At 56.7% G+C, this 26819-nt stretch carries 30 protein-coding genes and 1 pseudogene; 17 read left to right on the top strand and 14 right to left on the bottom strand.

Annotation, left to right across the window (positions count from 1 at the left end; translation table 11 throughout):
• The first annotated feature begins 3 nt into the window (after nt 1–3).
• From SR894_RS03875 to msrQ, 3 genes are all read left to right on the top strand, one after another.
• Entirely contained in the window at nt 4–1500 is a 1497-nt protein-coding gene (locus SR894_RS03875) for a HAMP domain-containing sensor histidine kinase (protein ID WP_133733079.1), read from the top strand.
• 104 nt (nt 1501–1604) lie between these two features.
• Entirely contained in the window at nt 1605–2621 is a 1017-nt protein-coding gene (msrP, locus tag SR894_RS03870; RefSeq protein WP_133733078.1) for a protein-methionine-sulfoxide reductase catalytic subunit MsrP, read from the top strand.
• Nucleotides 2621–3241: a protein-methionine-sulfoxide reductase heme-binding subunit MsrQ gene (gene msrQ, locus SR894_RS03865; protein WP_133733077.1), complete on the top strand. Its 621-nt coding sequence runs from the start codon at nt 2621–2623 to the stop codon at nt 3239–3241. Before msrP ends, msrQ begins: the two co-directional genes overlap by 1 nt.
• A gap of 29 nt (nt 3242–3270) precedes the next feature.
• On the opposite strand, the gene SR894_RS03860 is transcribed toward msrQ, so the two are convergent.
• Complete coding sequence (locus SR894_RS03860) at nt 3271–3849, bottom strand: NAD(P)H-dependent oxidoreductase (RefSeq protein ID WP_133733093.1); 579 nt, start codon at nt 3847–3849, stop codon at nt 3271–3273.
• A gap of 200 nt (nt 3850–4049) precedes the next feature.
• On the opposite strand from SR894_RS03860, the gene SR894_RS03855 reads away from it, so the two are divergent.
• Entirely contained in the window at nt 4050–4952 is a 903-nt protein-coding gene (locus SR894_RS03855) for a LysR substrate-binding domain-containing protein (RefSeq protein WP_223287859.1), read from the top strand.
• Between the two features lie 13 nt (nt 4953–4965).
• Here the strand turns inward: SR894_RS03855 and SR894_RS03850 are convergent, their stop codons facing one another.
• Nucleotides 4966–5475, bottom strand: a complete 510-nt coding sequence (locus tag SR894_RS03850) for an MmyB family transcriptional regulator (RefSeq protein ID WP_244286593.1) — start codon at nt 5473–5475, stop codon at nt 4966–4968.
• A gap of 10 nt (nt 5476–5485) precedes the next feature.
• Here SR894_RS03850 and SR894_RS03845 point away from each other — a divergent pair, with 10 nt between their 5' ends.
• Nucleotides 5486–5782 (top strand): hypothetical protein, encoded by a 297-nt coding sequence (locus SR894_RS03845; protein WP_244286592.1) that lies wholly within the window; start codon nt 5486–5488, stop codon nt 5780–5782.
• 13 nt (nt 5783–5795) lie between these two features.
• On the opposite strand, the gene SR894_RS03840 is transcribed toward SR894_RS03845, so the two are convergent.
• The 3 genes from SR894_RS03840 to SR894_RS03830 form a co-directional block, all read right to left on the bottom strand.
• Nucleotides 5796–5957, bottom strand: coding sequence for a hypothetical protein (locus SR894_RS03840; RefSeq protein WP_322535504.1), 162 nt, complete (start codon nt 5955–5957; stop codon nt 5796–5798).
• A 35-nt stretch (nt 5958–5992) separates the two neighbouring features.
• Nucleotides 5993–6691: an NAD(P)/FAD-dependent oxidoreductase gene (locus tag SR894_RS03835; protein WP_322535503.1), complete on the bottom strand. Its 699-nt coding sequence runs from the start codon at nt 6689–6691 to the stop codon at nt 5993–5995.
• Between the two features lie 148 nt (nt 6692–6839).
• The gene (locus SR894_RS03830; protein ID WP_133733075.1) at nt 6840–7289 is read right to left on the bottom strand and encodes an Rrf2 family transcriptional regulator; all 450 of its coding nucleotides are present in this window, start codon (nt 7287–7289) and stop codon (nt 6840–6842) included.
• A 264-nt stretch (nt 7290–7553) separates the two neighbouring features.
• Between SR894_RS03830 and SR894_RS03825 the strand changes: the two genes are divergently transcribed.
• Genes SR894_RS03825 through SR894_RS03815 form a run of 3 tightly spaced genes read left to right on the top strand, consistent with a single transcriptional unit; the run spans nt 7554 to nt 10759 of the window.
• Nucleotides 7554–7772: a DUF1656 domain-containing protein gene (locus tag SR894_RS03825; RefSeq protein WP_088700759.1), complete on the top strand. Its 219-nt coding sequence runs from the start codon at nt 7554–7556 to the stop codon at nt 7770–7772.
• A gap of 23 nt (nt 7773–7795) precedes the next feature.
• The gene (locus SR894_RS03820) at nt 7796–8680 is read left to right on the top strand and encodes an efflux RND transporter periplasmic adaptor subunit (RefSeq protein WP_133733074.1); all 885 of its coding nucleotides are present in this window, start codon (nt 7796–7798) and stop codon (nt 8678–8680) included.
• Nucleotides 8681–8683: 3 nt separating this feature from the next.
• Nucleotides 8684–10759, top strand: a complete 2076-nt coding sequence (locus SR894_RS03815) for an FUSC family protein (RefSeq protein ID WP_133733073.1) — start codon at nt 8684–8686, stop codon at nt 10757–10759.
• 44 nt (nt 10760–10803) lie between these two features.
• Here the strand turns inward: SR894_RS03815 and SR894_RS03810 are convergent, their stop codons facing one another.
• On the bottom strand, nt 10804–11742 hold the full coding sequence (locus SR894_RS03810; protein ID WP_133733072.1) for a LysR family transcriptional regulator: 939 nt from the start codon (nt 11740–11742) through the stop codon (nt 10804–10806).
• Between the two features lie 139 nt (nt 11743–11881).
• Here SR894_RS03810 and SR894_RS03805 point away from each other — a divergent pair, with 139 nt between their 5' ends.
• The 4 genes from SR894_RS03805 to SR894_RS03790 all read left to right on the top strand — a co-directional run bounded on the left by SR894_RS03805 (nt 11882) and on the right by SR894_RS03790 (nt 15128).
• Nucleotides 11882–12274, top strand: a complete 393-nt coding sequence (locus SR894_RS03805; protein ID WP_133733071.1) for a RidA family protein — start codon at nt 11882–11884, stop codon at nt 12272–12274.
• Nucleotides 12275–12644: 370 nt separating this feature from the next.
• Complete coding sequence (locus tag SR894_RS03800; RefSeq protein ID WP_133733070.1) at nt 12645–13388, top strand: SDR family oxidoreductase; 744 nt, start codon at nt 12645–12647, stop codon at nt 13386–13388.
• A gap of 67 nt (nt 13389–13455) precedes the next feature.
• Nucleotides 13456–13983, top strand: coding sequence for a TetR/AcrR family transcriptional regulator (locus SR894_RS03795; RefSeq protein ID WP_133733069.1), 528 nt, complete (start codon nt 13456–13458; stop codon nt 13981–13983).
• A complete protein-coding gene (locus SR894_RS03790) occupies nt 13980–15128 on the top strand; it encodes an MFS transporter (protein WP_133733068.1) in 1149 nt (382 codons plus the stop codon). The genes SR894_RS03795 and SR894_RS03790 overlap by 4 nt, the downstream gene beginning before the upstream one ends.
• Before the next feature lie 33 nt (nt 15129–15161).
• On the opposite strand, the gene SR894_RS03785 is transcribed toward SR894_RS03790, so the two are convergent.
• Both SR894_RS03785 and SR894_RS03780 read right to left on the bottom strand, forming a co-directional pair.
• Nucleotides 15162–15404 (bottom strand): hypothetical protein, encoded by a 243-nt coding sequence (locus SR894_RS03785; protein WP_133733067.1) that lies wholly within the window; start codon nt 15402–15404, stop codon nt 15162–15164.
• Nucleotides 15405–15408: 4 nt separating this feature from the next.
• Nucleotides 15409–16413: an NAD(P)-dependent oxidoreductase gene (locus tag SR894_RS03780; protein ID WP_133733066.1), complete on the bottom strand. Its 1005-nt coding sequence runs from the start codon at nt 16411–16413 to the stop codon at nt 15409–15411.
• A gap of 88 nt (nt 16414–16501) precedes the next feature.
• Between SR894_RS03780 and SR894_RS03775 the strand changes: the two genes are divergently transcribed.
• Nucleotides 16502–17095, top strand: coding sequence for a TetR/AcrR family transcriptional regulator (locus SR894_RS03775; protein WP_133733065.1), 594 nt, complete (start codon nt 16502–16504; stop codon nt 17093–17095).
• A 6-nt stretch (nt 17096–17101) separates the two neighbouring features.
• On the opposite strand, the gene SR894_RS03770 is transcribed toward SR894_RS03775, so the two are convergent.
• A complete protein-coding gene (locus tag SR894_RS03770) occupies nt 17102–17995 on the bottom strand; it encodes a LysR family transcriptional regulator (protein WP_133733064.1) in 894 nt (297 codons plus the stop codon).
• A gap of 109 nt (nt 17996–18104) precedes the next feature.
• Between SR894_RS03770 and SR894_RS03765 the strand changes: the two genes are divergently transcribed.
• Nucleotides 18105–18944, top strand: coding sequence for an SDR family oxidoreductase (locus tag SR894_RS03765; RefSeq protein ID WP_133733063.1), 840 nt, complete (start codon nt 18105–18107; stop codon nt 18942–18944).
• Between the two features lie 71 nt (nt 18945–19015).
• Here SR894_RS03765 and aroQ read toward each other — a convergent pair whose 3' ends face one another.
• The 5 genes from aroQ to SR894_RS03740 form a co-directional block, all read right to left on the bottom strand.
• Complete coding sequence (gene aroQ / locus SR894_RS03760) at nt 19016–19636, bottom strand: gamma subclass chorismate mutase AroQ (protein WP_133733062.1); 621 nt, start codon at nt 19634–19636, stop codon at nt 19016–19018.
• Nucleotides 19637–19746: 110 nt separating this feature from the next.
• Entirely contained in the window at nt 19747–20670 is a 924-nt protein-coding gene (locus SR894_RS03755) for an AraC family transcriptional regulator (protein ID WP_133733061.1), read from the bottom strand.
• A 73-nt stretch (nt 20671–20743) separates the two neighbouring features.
• Entirely contained in the window at nt 20744–21151 is a 408-nt protein-coding gene (locus SR894_RS03750; RefSeq protein WP_022519649.1) for a DoxX family protein, read from the bottom strand.
• 216 nt (nt 21152–21367) lie between these two features.
• Nucleotides 21368–22876: an ATP-binding protein gene (locus tag SR894_RS03745; protein ID WP_133733060.1), complete on the bottom strand. Its 1509-nt coding sequence runs from the start codon at nt 22874–22876 to the stop codon at nt 21368–21370.
• A complete protein-coding gene (locus SR894_RS03740; protein ID WP_133733059.1) occupies nt 22873–23592 on the bottom strand; it encodes a response regulator in 720 nt (239 codons plus the stop codon). Before SR894_RS03740 ends, SR894_RS03745 begins: the two co-directional genes overlap by 4 nt.
• Nucleotides 23593–23893: 301 nt before the next feature.
• On the opposite strand from SR894_RS03740, the gene SR894_RS03735 reads away from it, so the two are divergent.
• The 3 genes and pseudogenes from SR894_RS03735 to SR894_RS03725 form a co-directional block, all read left to right on the top strand.
• Nucleotides 23894–24343 (top strand): (2Fe-2S)-binding protein, encoded by a 450-nt coding sequence (locus SR894_RS03735; protein ID WP_133733058.1) that lies wholly within the window; start codon nt 23894–23896, stop codon nt 24341–24343.
• 39 nt (nt 24344–24382) lie between these two features.
• Complete coding sequence (locus tag SR894_RS03730; RefSeq protein WP_133733057.1) at nt 24383–26551, top strand: xanthine dehydrogenase family protein molybdopterin-binding subunit; 2169 nt, start codon at nt 24383–24385, stop codon at nt 26549–26551.
• Nucleotides 26538–26816 (top strand): annotated as a pseudogene (locus SR894_RS03725) (XdhC family protein); the annotation flags it as partial. The gene SR894_RS03730 and the pseudogene SR894_RS03725, both read left to right, overlap by 14 nt.
• Nucleotides 26817–26819 lie beyond the last annotated feature (3 nt).

The raw sequence follows: 26819 nt of genomic DNA, 5'->3' as shown, positions 1-26819 counted from the left end.
ACCATGCTGAAAACACTCTACACCCGGCTCGCCCTCGGCCTATTTCTGCTGTTGCTGGCCGTCGGCCTGCTTTACACCTTTATTAGCCTGTATTCGCTGCGTGAATACAGTGCTTCAGTCAACCAGGCACTGCATCAGGATCTGGCCCAGAACCTAGTGTCTGACAGGAACCTAGTCCGTGACGGTGAACTTGACCGTAGCGCCCTGGAAGAACTGTTCGCCCTTTACATGGCCATTAACCCCAGCATCGAGATCTATCTGCTGGATCTCGATGGCACTATCCTCTCCTATTCGGCAGACCCAGCGAAGATCAAACGCAACCAGGTCTCTCTGGGGCCCATACACAAGCTAATGGATGACATGAGCCTTTACCCGCTGCTCGGCGACGACCCCCGCAGCCATGACCGGCAGAAAGTCTTTTCCGTTACCCCGGTGCCCTCCGCAGACAACCCGGAAGGGTATCTTTATGTGGTGCTGCGGGGAGAAGAGTATGACGCGGCGGAGACCATGGCCCGTGGTGGCCGTATTCTGGAGATGAGCGCCTGGGCATTGCTGGTTAGCTTGGCAGTGGCAATGGTCGCGGGGCTGACTATTTTCCACCTACTGACCCGCCGACTGAGGTCATTAACGCGACTGGTAGCAGAATTTGAAAACAGCGATATGAGCCAGAATTCGCCCAGCGCTGGTTTTCACACGACAAGATGGCGCGACAGACGGCCCGTGGTGCGCGACGAGATCGACTACCTAGGGGCTTCCTTCGACGATATGGCTAGCCGGATTGTCACTCAGATTGAACAACTGAAGGAAAAGGACGCCCAGCGTCGCCGCTTGGTTGCCCAGGTATCCCATGATCTGCGCACGCCGCTGGCTTCCATACAGGGCTATATCGAAAGTCTGAAATTAAGACGTGACCGCCTCAGCCCCCAAGAACAGGATCGCTTTCTGGATATCGCCCTCAAAGAGGGCCGCCGCCTAAGTCGCTTGGTGGATGAGCTCTTTGAGCTTGCTGCGCTTGAAGCGCAGGAAAAACAGCCGGTGCCGGAGCCCTTCCCGCTGGCCGAGCTAGTTCACGATGTAGTGCAGAAACACGGCCAGTCCGCACAGGAAAGCCAGCTAAAGCTCAGCCTCAGTGGTGATCCGGCATTGCCCACCGCCTACGCCGATCTGGCCATGACCGAACGAGTGTTGGACAACCTGATCAGCAACGCTATTGCCTACAGTCCGCCGGGCAGTCGTATTGACGTTATTGTCGGCCAGGCGGAGGGTAAACCCGAGGTTTACGTGCAGGATAGCGGCCCCGGCATTGCAGAGCAGGATCTGCCGCATATTTTTGATCCCTTCTATCGTGGTGAAGCTACTGACGGCTCTGGCCATGCAGGGCTAGGGCTGGCCATTGCGCGCAGAATCATGACCCTTCAGGGGGGTGATATCCGTGTGGAAAACCGTGCTTCAGGCGGCGCGTCCTTCTGCATACGTTTGCCGATATACACGTCCTTATGAAGCGACGTTTAAAAAACGTAATAACTTTGCGAATTTTCTGTGATAAATCTTGTACAAGATGGTCACAGCTATAACATCTTATCCATCGCGAGTGGAGGCACCCAATGCTCATTAAGATTGCCAAACCCAGTGACTTACACGAATCCGATGTCACACCGGAATCCATCTACCTCTCCCGGCGGCGCTTTATGGGCGGCATGGCAGGCCTAGGCGCAGGGCTCGCCCTATCCGGCCACGTGCACGCCAATGAAGACTACTCCGATGTACCCGAAGGCGATGCACCCGCGTGGCTAAAGGAGAAAATCAGCGAGACCGAGTGGCGCGCCATCACTCCTAGTAACCCTGACAAGGACAAAATCGCCCCCTTTGACGACGCCAGTGGCTACAACAACTTTTTCGAGTTCGGCACCGACAAGGGCGACCCTGCACGCCATGCTGGCAGTCTGGAAACCCAACCCTGGAGCGTGGTGGTCGATGGCGAAGTCAATAACGGCGGGCGCTTTGCCCTGGAGGACTTCGCCAAGCCCTCACAGTTTGAAGAGCGCATTTACCGCTTGCGCTGCGTTGAGGCATGGTCGATGGTGATTCCCTGGCTGGGTATTCCGCTGGCCGATATCATCAAACGCGCCGACCCTACCAGCAAAGCCAAATACGTACGCTTTGAAACCCTGGTGGATCCAGAGCAAATGCGCGGGCAGCGCTCCTCGTTTTCGATCATCGACTGGCCCTATGTGGAAGGCCTACGCCTGGACGAAGCCATGCACCCGCTGACGATACTGGCTATGGGCATGTATGGCCGCGAGCTACCCAACCAAAACGGCGCCCCCCTGCGGCTAGTCGTACCCTGGAAATACGGCTTCAAAAGCATCAAGTCGATTGTGCGGATATCGCTGGTGGAAGAGCAGCCGGTTAACTCCTGGCAGGCAATTGCTGCCAACGAGTACGGCTTCTACGCCAACGTGAATCCCAACGTCGACCACCCCCGCTGGAGCCAAGCCACCGAGCGGCGCCTGCCCAACAGCCTGTTCAACCCCAACACCATCGACACTCTAATGTTTAATGGTTACGCCGATGAAGTCGCCGAGCTCTATGCGGGTATGGATTTGAAGGAAAATTACTAATGGCCAGCCCACGTATATGGTTAGCATGGCGCGTGGGCGTGTTTCTGGCCGCGCTAGCACCGCTGCTGTTCTGGAGTTGGCAGGTAGCCAATAACGCCGCCGGCCCCGAACCGGGGCGTTACCTGCTACTGAATATCGGCATCGGCGGACTGTGGTTGCTGCTGCTCACGCTCAGCCTTACCCCACTGACCAAGCTCACCCGCTGGAAAGGCTTTGCGCTGATCCGACGCCAACTGGGCCTATGGACGCTCGCCTACGCCACCCTGCATATGCTCAGCTACGCGCTGTTTATTCTCGGGCTTAACTGGGCGCTGCTTGGCAGCGAGATCGTCAAACGACCCTACATCATCGTCGGCATGATCGCGCTGATCGGCCTTGCCGTGCTGGGCGCCACATCCAACCGCTGGGCAATGAAGCGCCTGGGCAAACGCTGGAAGCCGCTGCACAAATTCTCCTACGCCATTTTGGGTCTGGTACTGCTGCACTTCTTCTGGGTAGTGCGCGCGGATATGCAGGAGTGGGCCATGTATGCCGCTATTTCGGCGCTCATCATGTCCACTCGCCTGCCCCCAATTGCCCGTACACTGCCTAAACTTCGCCATCGATTGAGTCGTACTTAGGGCTTGTAAGAAAAATCAACCGACGGAACCTAACCAAGTACGCAGTGAAGATGCTTACGATAAGCCGCTTTATCGTGATCGACATCCGGCATCTTCATTACATCGTTGGCGATAAAGGTCGGCAACGCTTCTAAGCCAATAAATTCCTGAGACTTATGGAAAGAGAAGTAGACACCATCCACACCGCGCCCTTCGAAGAAGTTGTCAGGCTCATTGAACGCTTCCAAAGGCGCGTTCCATGTCAGCGATAGCATATAGCGACGGCCCTGCAGCAGGCCACCACTGCCGTACTGCTTGGTCGGGTCTTGGCGGCTGCGGCCATCGCTGGCGTAGAGCGAACCGTGGCCTTCTGTAAACACCTCATCGATGTAGCGCTTCACAATCCAGGGTGCGCCCATCCACCAACCAGGCATTTGATACACAATGGTGTCCGCCCATAGGTAGTTCTGCACCTCGGTATCAAGATCATAACCCTGATCAATCACCGTTTCGCGCAATTCATAGCCCATTTCCTGCAACGTACTCACCGCCACACCGTGCAACGTATTGTTGAGTTCACCGCCAGAGTGGGCAAATGCCTTGCCGCCGTTAATCAGCAGAATTTTCATCAATAAAACCTCTAAAGACAGCCTAATATCCATGCTTATATTCTTTGGCATGGCGTTTAATGAGCGGTATTGTGAGTTCAAGGCATGCGAAAGAATAGCGACGCTTCAGCAAGACACTTTTGATTTAAAATCAACAGTTCTGATATTTACTATTAAGGCAGCCAGTAAGTTTATGAAAAGCACGTTATGAACAGCACTCTATGAAAAGCACCCTTGAAGAACAGCAAGCATTTGTGACGGTGGTCGATAGCGGCTCAATCACCGGTGCCGCCGAACGGCTTGGCATTACCGTTTCTGGGGTTAGCCGTGCGCTCAACCGCCTGGAGCAAAAACTCGGCGCTACCCTGCTGCGCCGAACTACTCGTCGCTTGGAGCTGACCGAGGAGGGAGAGACGTTTCTTGGTCACTGCCGCCGTATTTTAGCCGCCGTGAATGAAGCCGAAGAGGCAATGCTGAATCGCCATAATCAGCCTCAAGGCAGGCTACGGATCAACGCCGCACCCAGCTTTATGCAATTCGTGATTGTGCCGGTGATTGGCGAGTTCCGCGCCCGCTACCCGGGTATTACGCTGGAACTCGACACCCACGACCGCTTTGTCGACCTGTTGGAACAGCGGGTTGATTTGGCCATCCGCATTGGCAAGCTTGAAGATTCGTCGCTGCACGCCCGCCTCCTTGGCTACAGCCCGCTGCGCCTTCTGGCCAGCCCCGCCTACCTTGAACGCCACGGCGCACCGCAAAGCATCGACGACCTTCAACAGCACAGCCTGCTAGGCTTCAGTCAGCTCGATCATCTCAACCGCTGGCCACTGTGCCGCGCCGATGGCCAACCCTTACATATCACCCCAACCCTGGCGGCCTCCAGCGGAAGTACGCTAATAGAGCTGGCCATTGCCGGAGAAGGCATCGTTTGCCTGGCCGACTTTATGACCATCACTCCCCGTCACAACGGCACACTGGTGGATGTACTACCCGGCTGTACAGAAATACAGACCCAAGCTGTGAACGCCGTGTATTACCGCCAAACCACGCTTTCACAGCGCACCCGACTGTTTATGGAGTTTCTAGCAGAACAGTTGCCGGGTAGGTATTTGCAAGGGTGACCTCCAAGATCAATCAGCTCACTACCCACTCATTAAAGACCTGCCTCTCGGAGTCGCTCCCTTTATGGGCATAATAGACCAGCCGTAGGTGGCGCTCTTCATCGACGGTGAGAGTGGTGTGCTCAAACGCCACCTCACCCAGCCCCTCAAGATAAAGATGACGCACACCTTGGCAAGGCGCGTTGACCTCTTGGGTTTTCCACAACTGCTTAAACTCAGGCGATACCTTGGATAACTCTTCAACCAGCTCATCAATGGCGGGATCTTGCGCCGCTCGGGCAAAGTCGCGCCGAAAGCTGGATAGCATTTGGCTGACTTGCGCTTCCCAGGGTGACAAGCGCTGACGCATGGCAGGGTCGGTAAATAACAGCCACAGCATATTGCGGCGCTCTGGTGCATGGTAAGAGAAGCTGAACAGCTTATTGGCTGCGCTATTCCACGCCAGCACATCCCAGCGCAAGTTCAGGATATACGCAGGTCGCGTAGGCAGGTCGTCCATCAATGTTTGAACCAGCGGTGGCACGGTACTGGGCGTGCCTATCAGCCTGCTGCTGGCCGAACGTTTAGGCTGGGAGTCCGCGGTGTGGCTTATTTCAGTACTCAGGTTAGACGCCTATGGCGGGCTTTACACCAAATTGCCTACACTGCCATCCGCACCAGTGCTTTCACTTGTTCGCAAACTCGCTATTTTGCGAAGCCCTCATGCCATGGCCATTCTGGCGGTTTCCTTATTGGGGGCTGTGGGCTGGGCGCTGCAAGTGCCACAAAACAATGAACTCGTTCATGCACCCCAAGGGGCAATCTTCATGCCCCTTGGCGGTTCTGCATAGATCAACCTTTTGCTTAACACCCAAACATAAGCGACCGGTGTGTAGAAAGCCCGGCCATGGCGCCATCGGCTACCGCAAAGGTGACAGAGCCCGCAGCACGCGCTACGTCGCCGCAAGCGGACACGCCGGGGATTGAAGTAGCCTGCATTGCATCGGTTTTGACGATACTGCCCATTGGAGACTCCTCTAGCTTGCATCCCAATTGAGCCGCTAACGGGCTAAGGTGAATACGCGGCGCGACGAATAAGCCCACCAGTGGAAACCCCGACCATCCTGCATTACCAGCTCAACGCCAACCTCCGTTTGGGAGTCTAGTCGTGCTGCTGCGCCATATTCGATATGGGTACCGCGCGCCTTAAGCTGAGCCAGCTGTTCGGCATTGGGTTCAAAGGCATCATTAAGAAACAGAGTGGTTGCGCCCCAGTCGGGCAGCATCAAACCATGGTGCATCGCGAGTTCCGAGGTTGCCAGCACACCAATCCCCTCTTTGCCCAGCTCATAGCCATGGCAATACGGACAGTGAAAAACGCGTTTGCCCCATAGTTCGGCGAGCCCCGGTAAGCCTGGAAGCTCATCGGTGACACCCGCGGCCAGAATAATGCGCCGTGCTTGATAGGAACTGCCATCCGCCAGTGCCACCAAGAAGTTATCTGGCTCCCCCGTTACGGTTTCCACCCGCCCCGTGCGCCACTCAACCGTTGGGTACTCCATCAGTTGGCTACGGGCCTCTGCTGCTATCTCTGCGGGTGGTGCACCATCCTGGGTTAAAAAACCATGGGAGTGGGAAGCAAAACGGTTGCGGGGCTGTCCCGCATCTATCAGTAATATTTTCCGCCTTGCTCGGGCCAGCTTTAGCCCTGCCGCCATGCCTGCGTAGCTGCCACCGATAACCACTGCATCAAAACTCATTGCCCTTCCTCCGTGTGCACCCAGCCTTTTAAGCCCATGGTGAATAAACTCATTTCATGTATCTTTTATTGATACATTAAAAGATACACAGAGGTCAATGGCAATGTTGAGAATGCCGATTAACGTTAATCGGGTAGGTGGTGAAGTATTAAGGCGTCGGCAGTTGGTAGCCTTTGCGCGTCGCAATATCGTCAAACTGAGTGGCTAGTTCCGCCAGCGTGATCGATCCCAAGCGGGCGATCAGTAGCGCTTCCGCTTCGCGCATGGCATCAAAAAGCGCCGCATTAACCACCTGCTCTACCGCGCAGTCCGGATTATCACGGTCGGTGCCGATGGCGAAAATGCGCGGCCCGCCTACGGCGTTGTGTATATCCAGCAGCGTTACGCTGTGCAAATCGCAGGCGATGCGCCAGCCACCGTTGTGGCCCTTTTCAGACTTTACATAGCCCGCCTTACGAAGGCCCGCCATAGTGCGCCGCACCACGGCAGCATTGGTGCCCAGCATGGCACCAATCTGCTCTGAGGTAATCGGTTGGGATTCCCGCGCGATGTGCAGCAGCACATGCAGCATACGAGAGAGGCGGCTATCTGTTCTCACGGGCAACAGTCAACTATTCAGCGGATAAACAAAGGAAAACGACGAAGCTGCACTTTAGCACACCCGCGAATAAGGCTGGGAATGAACCCCACCAGGGCCACCGCACACGCACCTACACCTCGTTCGCCGTTATAAGGCAAACTATGCTCTCGCTCTCTATACTGGTGCTGAGTCACTTTCACTGGCAGGGGATAAATGTCTGGCACGTCATTAGCCCATTTAGCGCCTCGCATTGTCGTTACTTCCAGGCCACTTAAGGATGTTATGGGTGTTCAAGAAATTGCTGTCGGTGGCATCTACTTAAGCCCTCTGTTGATCTACGCGCTGATCGGCTTTGTGGCTACGCTGACCATTCGTTCACTACTGCACTGGGTGGTCGGCGAGTACGCGCTCTGGTACGAGGCGTGGTTCGACATTTCATTGTTTGTCATCCTCACCGCTGCCACCACGTTCATTTTTACTGTTTTGCTTCAAAGCCCTTAAGACAGCCCTTGAGAGAATCGCCGATGCGCCCTTCGCTCCGTATTTTGCTCACCCTCGTTATTGTCGCCATTGCCGTTGCCGCCGGTGCATGGCTATGGCACTACTACCTCTATACCCCCTGGACGCGCGACGCTCGGGTTCATGCGGAAGTGGTGACGATTGCCCCCGATGTATCTGGCTGGGTACGCACACTTGAAGTAGTGGACACCGATCAGGTTGCCCAAGGCGATACGCTGTTTGAGATCGATAACACGCGTTACCAAGCGGCGGTGGACAGCGCCCAGGCCACGGTTGACCATCGCCAGGCGACCCTGGAGCTAAGCCGCGCCGAGGAGAGCCGACGTAACCAGTTGAGCAACAATCGTGCGATTAGCGCAGAAAACCAGCAGATTGCCCAGATCAACTCGCGCATTGCCGCCGCTGATTTACAGCAGGCTCAGGCGGAGCTGGCCAGCGCCCAGCTTGATTTAGCGCGCACCCAAATAACCGCGCCGGTTAGCGGCCATATCCTCAATGTCCATCTTACCGCTGGCACTTACGCTAATCGCGGCACGCCGGTGATGGCGCTGATCGCGGATAACTCCTTCTATGTCGTGGGTTATTTCGAAGAGACCAAAATGACGTCGATCGACATGGGCGATCCGGTGGATGTGATTCTGATGAACGGCGACACCCATCTGGAGGGCCGAGTGGCGGGTATTGGCCGAGGCATTGCCGATAGCAACACAACCCTTAACCAGCAGTTGCTACCGCAAGTGGAGCCCACCTTTAGCTGGGTGCGCCTGGCTCAGCGTATTCCGGTGCGCATTTCACTGGAAGACGTCCCTGATGACACTCTGCTAAGCGTCGGCATGACGGCAACCGTGCGTGTCCGCCCTGCCGGAAACGCTGCTGAGCAGCCTGAGTAACCCATGTCGCCGTTTGTTAGCACCTATCTGACGCCTAACGCCACGGCGGTCAAGTTTGCCATCAAGACCGCTCTGGCAATGATGCTCGCTCTCTATATCGCGTTGATGTTCGACTTGGAGCGCCCCTACTGGGCGCTGATGTCGGCGGCGTTTCTGCAGGTCCGCCCCATGAGTGGCATGGTGGTAGAGAAAGGCATCTGCCAGCTTGTCGGCACCTTTATTGGTGCCGTTGCGGGCATCGCGATCATGGCCCTATTCGCTCAGGCCCGCGTACCTGCGCTTATCGTGCTGACCGCTTGGATTATGCTGTGCACCTACGTGGGCTCGCTGTGGCGTAATAACTACACTTACGGCTGCCTGATGGCCTCCGTAACGGCCATGCTGATCGTGGTCATCTCCAGCGGCAGTTCGCCCGCCGGAATATTCGATATCGCCGTGGCGCGCCTTACCGAGCTGGGGCTAGGCGCTATCTGTGCCATGCTGGTTAGCTCACTGCTCTGGCCATCCCATGTGGGCACGCACCTGGCTACTCAGGCCGACAGCGTGATCAACGAAGCCTTCGAGCATGCCGCCCTGCGTTTAGAAGCCAGCGACGATATTCCAGCGATGCAGAAAGCCCTGCGCAGCAGCCTCGTGCCGTTAACCCTGCTGGAAACCGACAGCCAGGCCGCCCGCTTTGAAGGCCCGGTAGGCCCCGGCCGAGTGCGCGCAACCCACGTGCTAACCCGCCGCACGCTGCGCTTTTTCGCCAACCTGCAAGCGCTGCACCAACTGATGCACGACCACGCTGACCGGCTAGCTCCGCAAAGTATCGAACTCGCGGGCAAGATCGCAAAAGGCTTTCGCGATGCCGAACACGTCAAAGGGGTCGTTGAGGCCAGAAAAGCCCTCCAGTCGCTACGCCACCGGGTTCATGAAAGCGAAGAAGAGAACAGCTTAGCACCCCTCGATCGGCGTCTGCGGTTGGGGCTACGTGAATCGATCGGCCACGCCATGATCATGCTTGATGCCCGGGAAGCGATTGCCTCCCCGGAGAGCCATAAACTGCGCTCATCACCGCTGGCCTGGCACCGCGATCACCTCGCCGCCGGTATTAACGCCATTCGCTCAGGGCTAGTATTTTCGCTACTGGCGACTTTCTGGATCGTCACCGCCTGGCAGAGCGCCATGATCGCGATGATGCTGGGCACACTGTTTTCCGCCTTTTTCGCCAGCCGCGACAATCCCATCGCCATTACCATGATGTTTTATAAGGGTATGCTGGCGGCGATTCCCAGTGCTTTTCTGTTCGGCCATGTGCTGCTCTCCCAGGCCAATGGCTTCCCGATGCTGGCCATGCTGTTTGGCACGCCGCTGTTTTTAGGCCTGCTGGGCGCCACTAACCCGGCGACCATGGGTTACTGCCTGGCATTTACCATTTTCAATATTCTGCTCACCATGCCCGGAAACGGCATGGACTTCTCGTTCGATAGTTTTGCCAACCGGGTGGTGGCCGTAGTAATCGGGCTAAGCTGTGTGGTCATGGGCTTTCGCCTGCTGCCGGGGCTGGGTACTCGACTTCGGCGGCGGCGTTTAATCAAGGCGATTTCCACCGATATCCATGAGCTAAGCCAGCGCTCGATTCGCGACGCCGAAACCCGCTTCAGCGGCCACATGGCGGATCGACTGCTGCAACTGGCGCAGCATGACGACATGCTGCCTGAAGACCAGCGCCACCTATTTATTCTAGGCCTGACCGGGCTGGATGTTGGCACCGCTACCCTACGCCTGCGTGATCGGCTTGATGATGCACCTCACCCGCGCATCCGCAAGGCGCATCGCCACCTACTAGGCACGCTAGCTAGCGGGTTTGAAGAGAGCGCCAACGGGCGGCCGCCCCAAGGGATTCGTGAAGCAGGTAAACAGCTGGACGAAGCGATTATGGCCTATGGCGATGTCCCCGCCGACCGCCGGGTACTGCTGGAAGGCTTGATTGAGCGGCTCGAACTAGCCCTAGAGCGCCTTGCACGCATTATGGCGGAGCGGCCACAGATTAAGTCTATGCCTAAAGCCACGAGCGCTCCCGTGCTAAAAAAATAAGTGTCCTCTCATGGAATTACCAGAGTAAAGCGCGAGTGAACTAGTTACTTGTATCGCGGTTGCTCCCGTCGATCCACCATGGGCGCATGCTGAGCCATCAACTCTACGATCCAATCGATAAACACGCGCAGCTTGGCGCTTACGTGCCGATTCGGTGGGAAAGCGACGTACATCGGCATTGGGTCGAGATGCCAGCCATCAAATAGGCGAACCAGCTCCCCGCGAGATACGTGCTCACTGGCCATGTAGTCAGGAAGCCAAACTACGCCGAGCCCCGCTATGCCTGCTGCAAGACCAGCATTTCCGTCATCAACCGAAATCACATAGCGCCCTTGTACAGTGACCCGCTCTCCGCTGCGGTACATGGCGTAGGGAGAACCCACCCCGGCACGGGCCCATCGGAGCCCTACAATGTAGTGAGGGGGAGCTGAGAGTTCTTGCGGGTGCGAAGGCAAACCAGCACTTTCCAGATAGCTCGGCGCTGCGTAAATACCGATCTTCAGGTCGCCTACGCGGCGCGCCACTAACGATAAATCCGTGAGTTCTCCACCACGCACCACACAATCCACGCTTTCACCTATCAGATCCACCATGCGATCACTCGCCCCCATATCGATTTGAATATCGGGGTATTGAGCGTGGAAAGCAGGTAGCGCTGGTATCAAGATCATCCGCGCGAACGGGCTGGGCACGTCCACCCTTAGTCGGCCGCGAGGCAACACCGAGGCGTTGGACAGGCTCGTTTCAGCATCATCCATATCGGCTAATAGCTTTATAACGCGCTCGTAATAGGCAGCACCGTCAGCCGTGACGTTAACCTTACGCGTGGTGCGGTTGAGCAGCTTTACCCGCAGCCTTGCCTCTAATTGTTGCACCAGTTGCGTCACGCTGGTTTTGCTCATGTGCAGTGTTTCAGCTGCTTTGGTAAAGCTGCCCGTTTCCACTACCCGGGCAAATGCCTGCATGGCGTTAAAGCGATCCATGGCTATACCAGTCCTTGTGATTGTTTGAAAACTACAAACAATGTTGAACAGAATTCGTCGTTTATCCACCAAAAATAGAGGGCTAAAGTGACTTCATCGTAAACAACGGGTCGGTTTTGACCTACTGATGGAGATTCACATGGCTAAGCGTGACGCTGTTTTCCCCTCGGGCCGCCAGGCACTTTATGACCAGAATACCTATTCCGCCGCCGTTCGCTCGGGCGATTTGCTGTTTGTCTCGGGCCAAGTCGGCAGTCGTGAAGACGGCTCGCCCGAGCCAGATTTTGCTGCTCAGGTGCAGCTTGCTTTCGACAACCTACAGAGAGTACTGGAAGCAGCGGGCGCAAGCTTTGACGATATCGTCGATGTGACGAGCTTTCATACTGACCCGGAGGCCCAATTCCCTATCTGGTTGGAAGCCAAGGCGCGCGCGTTTCCAGAAAAACCCTACCCAAACTGGACGGCGGTCGGCGTCACTTGGCTGGCGGGTTTCGATTTTGAAATCAAGGTCATTGCCAGACTACCCGAGTAATCAAGTGCCATGTGGCACAAGCGCCTATTCGCAGGGACATCGCTGCATGGTTACTGGCTGCCTCGATAGTTTTCTGACAGCGCAGCCTGTTTAGCTGCGCTTGGCATACGTCCGGGTGGCCTATTTGAGTGGATTCGTCTGATTTTCTCCCGCTTTTCAACTCAACGTTAGCAAGATGCTGAAGGTATTCACCCGCCCCTGCAGGATCAGGCAAGTTTTGCGCAAGGGTTGGCAAGCCCTGCCGCCGTGGAATTGTTAAAAAGTAAAGGTAAGCGCAGCCGTTCAGGGGCCTCACCAACGAAGCGGTTCGAGCAGCGCGACTATCGATATTGATGGCATTGAATCCTAATGATAGGCGGAGTGTATAACAGTGAAAACATCAGGAAACACCATTCTCATCACCGGCGGTGGCTCCGGCATTGGCCGTGAGCTTGCTCTACGCTTTAACGCGCTGGGCAACACCGTCATCGTCGCTGGACGGCGCATGGAAACGCTGGAGGAAACCATTGCCGGTCAGCAGAACATGCACGCGATGGTCGTCGATGTAGAGGATCCGCGAGCAATTGTGGCCTTTGCTGAGCGTGTTATCGCCGAGCACCCCCGCCTTAACATTCTGATCAACAATGCGGGTATCATGCGCCGCGAGGACTTGACCAGTACCCATGACCTCATTGATGCCGAACAGACGGTCGTCACCAATCTGCTAGGGCCTATCCGGCTGACCAACGCACTGACCGACCACTTGGTAAGCCAGCCAGACGCGACGATCGTGAACGTATCCTCCGGGTTGGCGTTTGTGCCGTTAAGCGGCACGCCTACCTACAACGCCACCAAGGCGGCCATTCACTCCTATACGATTTCGCTCCGCGAACAGCTCAAGGGCAAGGTCGAGCTCATTGAGCTGGCGCCCCCCGCCGTGCAGACGGAACTGACACCCGGCCAGTCGACTCGCGAAGGCTATATGCCGCTCGATGACTTTATCGACGAAGTCATTACGCTGTTCCAACAAAAACCCACACCCAAGGAAATTCTTGTGGAAAACGTCAACTTCCTGCGCTGGGCGGAGCGCGACGGCCACTTCGATGAAGTGGTGGAGATGCTCAACAAGATGTGAGTTCTTCGTATTTCAGTACGAGTAGGTAACAATTGACGATGTAAAATGATCGTTTTACACTGCTCACATGGATACCAAAACAAAGCTTATTTCGACAGCAGAGCAGCTTTTCGACCGGCACGGTTTTACCGCTACCGGGATGGACAAGCTAATCAAGGCGGCTGGCATGTCGAGCCGAACGCTCTACAAGCATGCGGGTAGTAAAACGGCGCTAATAACGGAGGTGCTTAAAGAGCGCCATCGACGGTTCCAGCCACACATCGAAGTGGGCAGCGTTGATGCACTCTTCGACGCGCTGGAAGAATGGATAAGGAGCGAGAGCGCAAGAGGATGCCTTTTTCTGCGTGCCTACGGCGAAACCGGCGGAGACATACCGGCAATCACTGAGGCCGTACTGGCTCACAAAGCAAGGCTTTATGACAAGATCCAGGACATTGTCGCGATAGAAACCGATGGTCAGGCGATACCGGAACTCGCCGAGCAGATCCTTATCCTGTACGAAGGCGCCACCGCGGCCGCGATTTACCGTGGCCCCAAGGCGGTAGTCTCGGCACACAAAGCCGCATCAGCACTGCTCAAGCAGGCACGATCATGAGTCCCAGCGTGTACCTCGGTGCGGCGGGGTTTGGACTGATTGCAGTGTGCTATGGCTTTGCACGCTTCGCCTTCGGGCTCTTTCTGCCCCAGATCGATACTGACCTTGCTCTCACGCCCACCTTGAGTGGCTTCATATCGGGCGGGGCTTTTCTGGGCTACTGTCTCGCCATCATTTTGTCAGCGTACCTAACCGAACGCATCGGCGCCCGCGCCGTCGCCATTGGCGCGGCACTGGTCGCGGCAGTCGGCATGGCAGGCATCGCCACGGCGCCCTCCCCACTATTGCTCGCCAGCGCGGTCATGCTGGCAGGCTCAAGTACGGGGCTAGCATCGCCGCCCATGGCGGCAGCGGTGGCCACTGCCGTGCGACGTGATCGGCAAAGTGCCACCAACACGATCATTAATGCCGGAACGAGTGCCGGTGTGGTGCTTTCAGGGCCGGTCGCGTTACTGATGGGAGGTCAATGGCGGCTGGCTTTCGCTTGTTTTGCCGTGGCCGCTTTTGTGATGGCGGTAGTTGCCGCGCTCAGCGTACCAGGCGGCACCAAGGCGACCCAGGTCTCGGGCGGCTTGCCCCCCTTTAACAGCGTTATTATGCGCTTGATCGCCGCTGCTTTTCTGATGGGCGCGTCCAGCACCGCTATTTGGTCTTTTGGCGGCAAACTCGTCGCGCTGCAGCTTAGCTGGGACAATACCGGAGCCGGGCTGCTTTGGATCGCTATCGGCACCGCCGGTATTGTGGGTGCCGGCGCAGGCACGTTAGTGACGCGCTTCGGGATCGACCGGGTGCATTGGCTCTTTCTGGGCGTATTGGCAGCAGGCATTCTTTTGGTTGGTACCAGCGCCACCACTCCTCTACTGGCAATCGTCGGCGGCATGCTGTTCGGCGCTGCTTACATCATGGTGACAGGTGTCTATCTGGTATGGGGCGTCACGGCATTGCCCGACCGGCCCGCCACAGGCCTGATGATCGGCTTCCTGACCATCGCGATCGGCCAGACGGCTGGCGCCCCACTCTTTGGCTTTTTGATGGATCGGCTGACCCCCGACTATGCCGTGCTGGGCTTCGCATGCCTTGCCTTGACCGCAGGTCTGGCAAGATCCGGCAGCGCCATACCCAGGCCTGCCCCAAAAACCATCTAGTCAGCACAAGAGGTAAGTCGCCTGATAGCGGGGTTATTGGCCATACATAGACAATAACGAGGCAGCGTTACCGCTCCTGACACTACACGCTGAAGCGGCCATAACGACATAGGAGCGGCACCAGGCTGCGCCGTGGCAGTCGGCATCAGCTACACCGCCATAAAGATGATGGGCAACCGTCATATCGAAGACAGCTATCAAGTTGCCCTGGCAACACTGGAAAATGACCGAGAACTCGTCGTCGTTGACGACTACCCGACAAACCCTCTGGGCCACGATGCTAGCCCTCCAGCGTCATGACGCTTCCACCGGCTTGCTTCAAGCGGTCAAAATAGGAAGAAGCTTCTAGCAGCTGGTAGGGAAAGTAGAGGCCAGGTGGCGTCGCCGGGTTACCATCCAATCCGGTGAGCCTCTCAAGAACCAGGGCCACACCGAGCCCTGTCAGAGGCATCTGCCCTTGCGGATGAACGATGGCATGGCGAGTACGCAACGCTTGACCGTAATGATCCTCACCCTCAAGTTCGATAATAATCTCGGTCGATATCGGCTCGCCGCGACGGCGGCTGGAGCTCTCTCCAATTGCGAGGTTGAATTGCACATTGGGTGTATCGAGTACAGTCGCCAAGCCGACAACATCATTCGGCGATAGCGCAGACGCTTCCATTTCTGTGCCATCCACGGCACGGAAACGGGCCATGGCATCAGCATCTCTGCGCCAGTAATAGGCGCCGTCACGGCGGGCAAGCGCGACGGGCATCGCTTTCGTTTGCCGCTCAAGATCTACTTCTGCGGCCGGTCCAAAATCATCTTGCTCATCCAGCAGTGCACCAATAACAAGTTTATGGACACGGCTGAACGTCTTGGAAAATTCGAGTGTAGGCACGGTGGTAGCCCCCACCAGCCACTCGGTACCGAGAACCACAGGAGCAGCACTTGGGTTGTGCATATAGGCGGCGACTTCGGGGCCTAACTCAAAGATACCCGGTGAAATGCTAATATGCGGCACACAGCGTGATTGAGCAAAACGAAGTGCGGAGACCCGGTCATCCATAAAAAGCGTAGCAACAGCACTGATGTTGTGATCCCCCAGCCCAAGATCAGAAGTGGAAAAATCAACTTCCAAGCCCTGCGCATTGCCTAATTCGGCCGCCCACTCCTGGGCCTTGGCAAGGTTGCGTCCGCCAATCAGTAACGGTACATCTGGGTAAGCAGAGCGCAGAAAGTGCGACGTCCACCGACCGACAATGCCATAACCGCCTATAAGCAAAATAGAATCCTGCAGCATGATTACACTCCTCAGCATTAACCTACCATTAGTAGGTTACACCTACTAATGGTAGGCTTCAACAAAAATCAATACAGAGAACCTCGTTATGCAAGGCAAATCAGGCGAAACAAAAACACGTAGACTTTCCAAGGCAGAGCGTCGGCACCAGTTGCTCGACACGGCGATCACGATTGTTCGTGAAGAAGGTGCTGATAGCTTGACGTTGGGGCATTTGGCCAAGCGAGCCGGCATCTCCAAGCCTGTCGCTTACGAGCATTTCGGTACACGGTCAACGCTTTTGATTGAACTCTACAGATCAATCGACGCAGAGCAGGCAAACGCGCTCCGCGCCGCGTTGACTACCGGTGAGAGAGGCTTTGCAGAAACAGCTGACGTGCTGGCAAGCACCTACATCCATTGCTATGCCGACACCAGCGGTGAATGGCACGCAGTGGGAGCCGCATTGGCAGGTAGTGAGGAAAAGGAAGCCGTGTACCAGGAACTGCTCGACGGGTATGTTCAGCTATTCGCCGCTGTACTCAAGCCACACAGTGCTTTACCGCTAGAAACGTTAAAACAACGCTGCATTGGACTGATCGGCGCAGGCGAGGCCCTTTCGTCAGCCATGGTTCGCGGCAAATGCAGCGAAGCTGAAGCGGCCCAGACGTTCGCTGCGCTTATTCAAAGTGGGTTGCGCTAATAGAGACTAAGCTCGCAACTCTCGCAGCAGATCGATAAAAGCCCGCAGGCTGGGCGGTACATGACGGTTATTGGGGTAGTAAAGACACAGCCCAGGGATGCGGGGGCACCACTCCTCGAGCACGGTGCCCAGCCTTCCATCCCTTAAATAGGCGAGTGCATATGACTCTGGCACGTAGGCGATGCCTAAACCATCGGCGGCCGCTTCCACCATCAGTTGGCTACTGTCCAAGGTCAGCGCTCCTGGCACATCTACCGCCACATCCTGGCCATGCTGCTGAAACTCCCAGCGGTAGAGTTTACCGCTCGGCAGCCTTTGCCGTATGCATTGGTGAGAGGCCAGATCATCCGGCGTCTTTGGTGCCGTTCGGCCGTGCAGGTAGTCAGGGGAGGCAACGGCAAGAAAACGCAGTTCATGCCCCAAGGGGATGGCGACCATATCCTGAGGAACCGCCTCTCTGAGTCTTACGCCCGCATCAAACCCCTGCCCGACAATATCGACAAGTCGCCCCTCTGCCACGAGATCAAGCTCAACGCTATCATGAAGGGCGAGAAAACGCGGTACTACGGTTTGCAGCAACAGCCGCACGGCCCCTTCGCTGCCATTGATACGCAACCGTCCCGTGACCTTTCCTTCGACGCTGGAAGCATCCTCCAGGATCGCTTCCAAGTCACTCAATAGCGGGCTCAGCCGCAAGAGCAACTGCTCGCCGCTCTCGGTCAGTGAGACGCTACGTGTGGTTCGGTGCAGCAGCCGGGTACCCAGCCGTTGTTCCAGCGTACGCACGGTGTGGCTGAGGGAAGAGCGGCTGACTCCCATCAAGTCGGCTGCTCGACGAAAGCTACGGTGTTCTGCCACGGCCTGAAACGCCTTGAGGTCGGTCAACGTTGGCTTGCTCATTGGTGAATTACTTTCACCTCCTCGTGCCAATTGATGAGTATTCTCTTACTAGTGTTACTGCCCTAACCTTTGTCTTGCAACACTTGATGAATGACTTAGGAGAAATCTCATGGCTAAAACTTGGCTTATCACAGGCACATCCACCGGCCTCGGCCGACTACTTACTGAACGGCTACTGGAACGCGGCGATCGCGTTATAGCAACGCTACGCCGCAAGGGGTCTCTGGACGACTTGCTCTCCTTGCATGGTGATCGCTTGCAGATACTTACCTTCGACGTGACGGATACACCAACGATGAGAGATGCCGTTTCGCAAGCGTTCACGACGTTTGGGCGAGTCGATGTGGTCGTCAGCAATGCAGGGTATGGTCTCTTTGGCGCTGCCGAAGAGGCCAGTGATGAACAGATTGAGCGGCAAATCGCGACTAACCTCACAGGCTCCATCCAGTTCCTTCGCGCCGTACTACCACATTTACGCGAACAAGGGGGCGGCCGCATCGTTCAGGTATCGTCGGAGGGCGGCCAGATCGCCTATCCAAGCTTCAGCCTTTATCACGCCACGAAGTGGGGCATCGAGGGGTTCGTCGAATCCGTCGCGAAGGAAGTCTCGCCTTTTGGTATTGATTTCATTATCGCCGAGCCGGGGCCCACTGCGACCCACTTTGCTGAAGGGCTGGATCGCACACCCACGACGCCGATCTATGAAGATACCCCAGCAGGCGAGCTGCGTAGGGCCCTGGCGTCAGGTGACTTGGCCATTAAAGGCGATGCAGGCAATACCGTTGATGCCATCATTAACATAACGGATATGCCGAACCCACCACTTCGTCTTACGTTAGGCAGCACGGCCTATGACTCCATTAGCCATGCGCTAAAAGAGCGGCTTGAGTCGCTCGAAGCGTATAAGGAGGTAGCTCTATCCGCGGACAGGGATGAAACACGTCGATAGGCGTTTCTCCGTAGGATCCAACCAAGCCGAATCAAAAGTAGATACACGCCCCTTTCTTGCCAACGCTGAGCCTATTGCACGCCTGCAGTGTCGGTGGCTTCGTAAAGTGGGCGTAATGCCTCTTCCCGGGCGACACCTCCTACACCGTCACTCACCAAGGTTTCGGCATTATTTTCAAGATATTGTTTAACTCCTTCGCTTTCAGCAACACGCTCGAAGTCGCGAAGTGAAGCCATCAGTTGTGGTGTCAATTGGTCAAGTTGGGGGCGAATATCTTCGGCAAGGTCTGGTGGGGATTCAAAAGGAGGCTGCTCTGTTTGCCTCCATTGTTCATGGAGCCGGTGCTGGATAACCTTGCTTGCCTCAAACTGATGTTTGAAAAACGTCTGGGCAAAGGCCTCATTGATACCCGCCCGCGTGGCTTCAGCCACGACCCTCTCTAGAATTTGCGCTTCTCGTGCGGGAGCATCAATAGGAGCACCAGAGTTCCATTTAGCCTTTGCAACATCGGGCGCAATAGCAAGCCGCTCATCAACCAACCGAAGCAGCTGATCCACCGTCTGTCTGACGTCATTGGAAGGCTCGGCGGCACGGGCCTGATATCCAACACCGAGCGCCAGCGCCACCAGGAGAATGGCGCACAACATGACACGCAGGGAAGCAAGAGAGATCGTTCTTGAAGTGTCCATCATGACCGTCCATAGCTAGTTAGAGTGAATTCAATTTTTCTGTTTGCGACGCGCCAAAGTTTAGCAAAAGGCATAGCGGTCAACACGCTTACGCATTCAATGGGATGCAAAGGTCACGCTGTGCTAACCGTTAACGGCGATACCCTTTGTTCGATAGATCTCCGAGCTAGCAGAGCGTCCTGTTTCGGTGGTTTCTGAAACAGCCGCCCATATTCGCGGGTAAATTGGGGCACGCTCTCGTAGCCCACTTCAAAAGCAGCGCTGCTCGCTGAGAATCCTTCATTGAGCATCAAGCGGCGCGCTTCAATCAAGCGAAGTCGCTTCTGGTACTGCCCCGGCGTGAGCGACGTCATGTGCTTAAAGTGCTTATGAAACGAGGTGCTACTCATTCCCGCTTCTGCCGCAAGTCGCTCAACGGGCACACGCGACTGATACTCAGCTCTGAGTACCGTAATGGCGGCGGCAAGACGGCTCGCATGGCTGTCCGGGTCTGCCAGCGCCCGCAAAGCATCGCTGTGAGGCCCTGATAGGAGCCAGTAGTGCAGCTCCCGCATGATTCCTGGGCTCAAGAGCGGCGCCGCTTCTGGGCGATCCAACAGGTGCATCAGCCGTGATGCGCAATCGAGCAGTGCGGCTTCGGTGTCGACGGCGAATAGCGTAGGCATCTCTGAAGTGCGCTGCGGGCGGGGGGTATCGATATGGGCGGTGAGCTCCCGCAACAGCGCCACCTCCAGTTCGACAGCGATCGCCAGATAGGGCTCGCTCTGGCTTGCTTGCACGACCCGTCCGGTGACCGGCATGTCAGCACTAACGAGGACGGACTGCCCGCTAGAAAAAACCCGTTCCTCATTCCCCACTATCAAGCGCTTCGCCCCCTGCAGAACCAGGCATATCAGCGGCCTGTAAACCGAATGCAGGTCGCCGGATGGCGCCTTGAGGCACATCATTCGCAAACCCGGCACCGGGGTTATCGCCATACCACGGTTGTCGGCGTAGCGGCTGGTATAAGCCCGGACAGCCTGTTTGAGCGAGTTCATAGGTTTCCTCCCGCATTTCAGTTGGAACTTATTATGAAGGGATGGCATGAGGGAATGGTTTCAAACAGCGGTCTCACCCCACCCGACTTTGCGCTCGCGAAGCATCAAAGCTCCAAACGCCTGGGCCTGCGGCACTAATATAGAGAAAGATGAAGCAATAAAGCATGGCCGCTTCACCGTGGTTGAGAACAGGAAAAAAACTGTTCGAGCTGTGCGCGATAAAGTAGGCAAATGCCATTAAACCAGAAAGTAAGAAAGCCGTTGGTCGCGAGAACAGACCCATTAATAGCAATAAACCGCCCACTACCTCCAGGATGCCAGCGGTATAAAGCATGGGGTTAAGGGGATACTCGAAAGGGGCGGGCCAGCTGAAAAGCTTCATCGTCCCATGTGTCAGGAAAGACCCAGCGGCAAAGATCCGCAGAACGCTGAGAAAGTACGGAGCCAATTTGCTCAAGCGGTGCATTGGTAGTGTCGGCATGTTGTCCTCGCTCTATGCTAGAGATTACGGTGCCGGGCTAACTAAGCTCTACGGCGACAACGAGGATGGTAGGTGATGGTTGTGTCCATAATATGCCGTAGTTTTGGTTATTTTGTAGCAAACTGTGCCACTAACGCTAAATCATAATAAACAATGTGATGAGGTTGCCTTGCAACATCGGGCAGGGGTTATTGGAGTGGCCAGGACAGAGCCGAGCTATTCCGGTAAGTGAGCATTTTGCACGGCTCGTGACGTTTTTGTGAGTCGCCAGATACGCTCTTTTCGCACCGGCGCTGCGTCTACACTGCCTTCTCTCGGAAGCGAGATGATCGCTTGCATACCGGCTTCGCCGTTGAAAAAAGAGATATCTCCCCCGTGCTGCCGTGCAACTGCGCGCACTATCGAGAGGCCGAGACCGATGCCCCCGGTCTGTCTGTTTCGCGACGTTTCAAGCCGGACAAAGGGTGCGAAAACCTTCTCTTTCATGTCGTCCGGAATCCCTGGCCCACGGTCTTCAACGACGATATCAACCGAAGAAGGAGTCTCCCGAAGAGACACTTTTGCCTCTCCCCCATAACGCACCGCGTTCTCGACCAGATTTCTTAACGCGCGGCGAAGGCTATCTGGTCGGCAACGGTACTTCATCTTAACGCTCTCGACATGAGTGACTGGATGTCCCAGATCAGCCTGATCGTCACAAATACTCCCCACAAGCGCTTCCAGATCAATGGTACGTGTTTCCTCTTGAATCGACTCTCCACGTGCGAACGAAATGGCGGCTTCCGTCATCGACTGTAGCTCGTCAATTGTCGCTATCATCTTACGCTGGATGTCTTCATCGTTGACGAATTCGGCTCTCAGCCGAAGCGAGGTTAGCGGCGTCCGTAAATCATGGCCAATCGCTGCCAGCATCTTCGTCCGATCCTCTACGAAACGATGTAGACGGCTTTGCATCTTATTGAAGGATTGAGCTGTTCGCCTGATCTCTTCTGGCCCATCTTCCAACAATGGCGGCAGGTTTTGTCCTCGACCCAGCGCTTCAGCGGATGTTGCCAGGTTTCGCAGTGGTCGCGCGATGCGGCTCGCGATGAAGGCGCCGATCAACGCAAGCATGAGGGCGGTAAACCCAATCGACATCAGTGGTTCTGATGTCCACAAGCTTCCCTTATCGTGCTGGTAAAAGGCAGCGTTCAACCAGCGACCGTCGTCGAGTTGCGTCTTGTACCCATACCCAAGACTGCCTGAAAACTGGAGCACCTTGGTTGGCTGTGACAGCATCCACAAATAGGGTGTTGGCGTCCACCACGGGTCATCGGCGTTTGCAGTGGCCACTTCGTCGACGTTCGGTAATTTCGGATGGGGAGACCCAGCCCATCCTAATGTTCCGTTTGGATCGACGGCGCTATCCAAAGGCCGGGAAAGCTGGGAAAGGGCCGCTAATCTCCAGGCATTAGGATCCGCAGGATCGCTGTCGGTCAACCAGTATCTTAAATAACTGCCTTCACTTGCGCGCAGAGCCTGCTCTCTCAATGGCGGCGATAGCGATTCCACCAAGCGGGTCACTGATGACGCTCGGCTGATAAATTCCGCTTTCGCCCCAGCGTCGAACTTCTTGGTGTACTCATCCGAGGATATAAGGAAGGTAATTGCCTGTGAGAGGATCAATGCAACGAGCGTCAGCCCGATGAATTGTATAGCCAGGCTCTTTCGCCAAAGACGGATCATTCGAAAATAACCTCAGTACATAGGCTGTAGCCGCCCCCCCAGTGGGTTTTGATGATCGACGGATTCTTGGGGTTCTCCTCAATCTTCTTCCGTAGGCGGCTCACTTGGTTATCAATGCTGCGGTCAAAGATGTCGGCTGTCCTCCCAACCGTCAGATCAAGAAGCTGCTCTCGGCTGAGTATTAACCCAGGTCGCTCAATGAAGACCTTAAGAAGGCGAAACTCTGCTGTACTGAGAGGGATACCCACGCCATCGTCACCAAAGACTTCCTGGCGGCCTAAATCGAGTTTCCAAAAGCCGATACGAACTATCCTACGGTCAAGAGTTATCCGCGCCGGAGCGGAACTTGTCGCACGACGCAGCACGGCTCTAATTCGAGCAAGAAGCTCACGCGGATTGAATGGCTTAACCAGGTAATCGTCCGCGCCGAGTTCGAGACCGACGATACGATCTGTATCTTCGGCCATCGCAGTCAGAAATATGATAGGAATATCTCCAGACGCCCGAATCTCTCGGCATAGCGTAATACCGTCCTCACCAGGCATCATGACATCGAGAATGATGAGATCCACACTCTGCCGCTCTAGGATTCGTCGCAGAGCCGCCCCACCTTCAGCAACGCTGATTTTGTAACCCTGCTGCTCAAGATACTCCCGCACCAAATCCCGTATATCATTATTATCGTCAACGACGACTACATGTGTGGCCTCGTGCATTGCCCTAACCTCCGCCGTAAAGCTGAAACTCTCGTATGACTTCAGAATCGACCAAATAGAGCGAACCTATCTGTTTCCCCCTCCCGTATTCAGGTTGAACTTAGCATGATGTCGAAGGCCTTCGTTGCCCCCTGCAGGAAAAGGCAAGGTTTGCGTAGGTGCTGGCAAGCCTTGCCTCCATCAAGTTGTTAAAAAAGATAACGCAGCCTTGGCCGAAGCCAACTGCTGCCTCTACGGCAATCGAGAAGAGCCAACAACCCTGCCATGTTACGACCCGAAATGAGGCCAAGGAGAAACACCCATGACAGCATTTACGATCAACGGACGCGCGGTAGACGTTACCGCCGAGCCGGGTACCCCGCTTCTCTGGGTGATCCGGGAGCAACTGAAACTCACCGGCACCAAGTTCGGTTGCGGCATCGCGCAATGCGGTGCGTGCATGCTGCATGTGGATGGTGAGCCGGTGCGTGCCTGTGTCTTCCCGTTATCTGGCGCCGAAGGTAGATCCATCACCACGATCGAAGGGTTGTCCGAAGACGGCACGCACCCTGTCCAGCAAGCCTGGGTGGAGCTGGACGTCCCGCAATGCGGCTACTGCCAGTCGGGTCAGATCATGAGCGCCGCTGCGCTTCTGGCGCGCAATCCGCGCCCTACCGATGCGCAGATCGATGACGCAATGAGCGGCAACCTTTGCCGCTGCGGCACCTATGTGCGCATCCGGGCGGCCATACACCGTGTTGCCGAAAGCTAACCGGCACCGTGTCACCCTCATGGAAAGGACAGGTCAACAATGAAAACACATCATGTATCCTTTAGCCGTCGCGCCTTTCTAGGCGGCACCTTAGTGGCGGGCGCCGCGCTCATCATTCCCCTTCGTCTACCCACAGCCTGGGCACGAGAGGAAGAGGATCCACTCCTTTCGCACGCTTATATCCGCATCGACACGAGCGGCCAGGTGACCTTCCTGCTACCCACGAGCGAAATGGGCCAGGGCACCCACACGGGCCAGGCCCAGATTCTCGCCGAGGAGCTGGGCGCCGATTGGTCGCGCATTACTGTCGGCATGCCGAATCAGCTCTCCGACGACTACCGGATTCCGTTCATCGGCCAGATGCGCTCTGTGGGCTCGTTCGGCATCCGTTTCTGGCACGACCCGCTGCGCCGCGCGGCCGCCCAGGCACGGGAAATGCTGACCCAGGCGGCGGCGGAGCGGCTGGACGTAGCAGCGGCGGCCTTGCACGCCGAGAACGGCTTCATTGTTCACGCCGACAGCGGCCGAAGGATTCCCTTCGGTGACCTGGTGGAAGACGCCATGGCGCTGCCGATGCCCGAGGAACCGACCCTGCGGCCCGATAGCGAACGCACGCTGACCGGGCGCAAGGTAGCGCGACTCGATACCCCAGCAAAGGTGACAGGCAAAGCCGTATATGGGATAGACGTCGAGCGCGAAGGCATGCTGTATGGCGCCGTCCGACTCGCCCCGGTCTTTTCCGCCGACGTCGAGACATTCGATGAGAGCAGCGTCTCCGGGATACCGGGCGTTGTCGCCGTGGTTCGCGTGCCGCGCGGCGTAGTAGTGGTTGCCGACTCTTGGTGGCAGGCCAAGCAAGCCGCCAACGCCCTGGAGATCACCTTCACACGAACACCGGCGGACACGCTTTCCACCGATGAGATAAATGCAATGCTGCGCGAGGGACTGGATCGAACCGATGTCCCCGTCACCACGCTGCTTGGCGAGGCCGAGGCAACCCTGTCGGACGACGGCCAGGTCGTCGAGGCCGAATACTCGGTGCCGCTTCTGACTCATGCCAGCATGGAACCGATCAACTGCACGGCCGAGTCCACCGAGGAGCGAACAGAACTATGGATCGGCACGCAGGGCCAGGACGTCGTACGTATGACGCTCGAGAATGCGATGCAGATACCGGCTGACCGGTTTTTTATCAATACCACCTATTTGGGCGGCGGCTTCGGGCGCAAGACCCACGGCGAGATAGCCCTTCAGGCAGCGCTTGCCAGCCGTGCCGTCGATGGTCGGCCGGTCAAAGTGCTATGGGCGCGCGAGGATGACGTTCAGCAGGGCCAGTATCGCCAGACGATGATGTGTCGCTTCCGGGCGGTTCTGAACGAGGCCGGCCAGATCACCGGCATGCGCATTCGCGTCGCCGGGCCGCAAATGGGCCGCGAATACGGCATCGATCCGGAGCAGCGGGCGCAGTCGACGGGCAATCTCGCCAACTTCGACCCCTTCTCGCTCGGCGGCCTGTCGGACATGCGCTACGCCATCCCCAACTTTGTCGTGGATCACGCCGTGGTCGACCTGCCGATCCCGCTTTGCCCCTGGCGTTCGATCGCTCACTCCTTCAACGGCTTCTTCTTTGAAAGCTTTATGGACGAATGCGCGGCGGCAGCGGGCCGCGATCCGCTGGAGTTTCGCAGAAGCCACTGCACCGATCAGGCGAGGATGCTGGCCGTCCTCGACCGGGTCGCCGAGATGTCGCATTGGCAAGAGCCTGCGGCAGAGGGAATCTCGCGCGGCTTGGCCGTGGTAGAAAGCTACGGCTCCTATGTTGCCCAGGTAGTCGAGGCTCGGGCTGACGATGAAGGTATTCAGGTGGAACGTGTCCATGCCGCTATCGACTGCGGACGCGCGATTAATCCGGGCCAGGTGGAAGCGCAACTGCAGGGCGCCGTCATCGATGCACTCGGAGCCGCCATGGGGCAGAAGGTGACGATCCGTGACGGCCACGCCGAGCAGTCGAACTTTCACGACTATCCCTTACTGCGCATCGGGGAAGCGCCAGAGGTAGCGGTGAGCATCGTCGATATCGGCTCGCCGCTAGGCGGCGTGGGTGAGCCGGGCATTCCCCCGCTCGCCCCGGCGCTGGCCAACGCGCTATTTGCCGCTACGCAGCAACGAATCCGCCACCTGCCGTTGGCCGATCATGTTCAGGGTTAACGCAGCCGACCACAGATTGACGAGGCCTAACATGTATCTGGAACACGCACAGGATGTCCTTGGACAGTGGCTCGACTGGCGCAGAGAAAGCAAGACCGCTCTCGTTATCGTAACCGCGACGGAAGGTGGTGCCGTGCGCATGCCGGGCGCCCTGATGGCCGTGTCTGCCTCTGGTGATCGTTGCGGCTACATTTCAGGCGGGTGCATCGACGCGGATGTGGCCCATCATGCGCGGCAAGCGCTTAGCACGGGGCGGATCAAGCGCCTG

This window comes from Vreelandella neptunia (assembly GCF_034479615.1).
Lineage (GTDB): Bacteria > Pseudomonadota > Gammaproteobacteria > Pseudomonadales > Halomonadaceae > Vreelandella > Vreelandella neptunia.
Note: the sequence above shows the minus strand (reverse complement) of the source record. Positions and strands in the feature narration are given on the sequence as shown.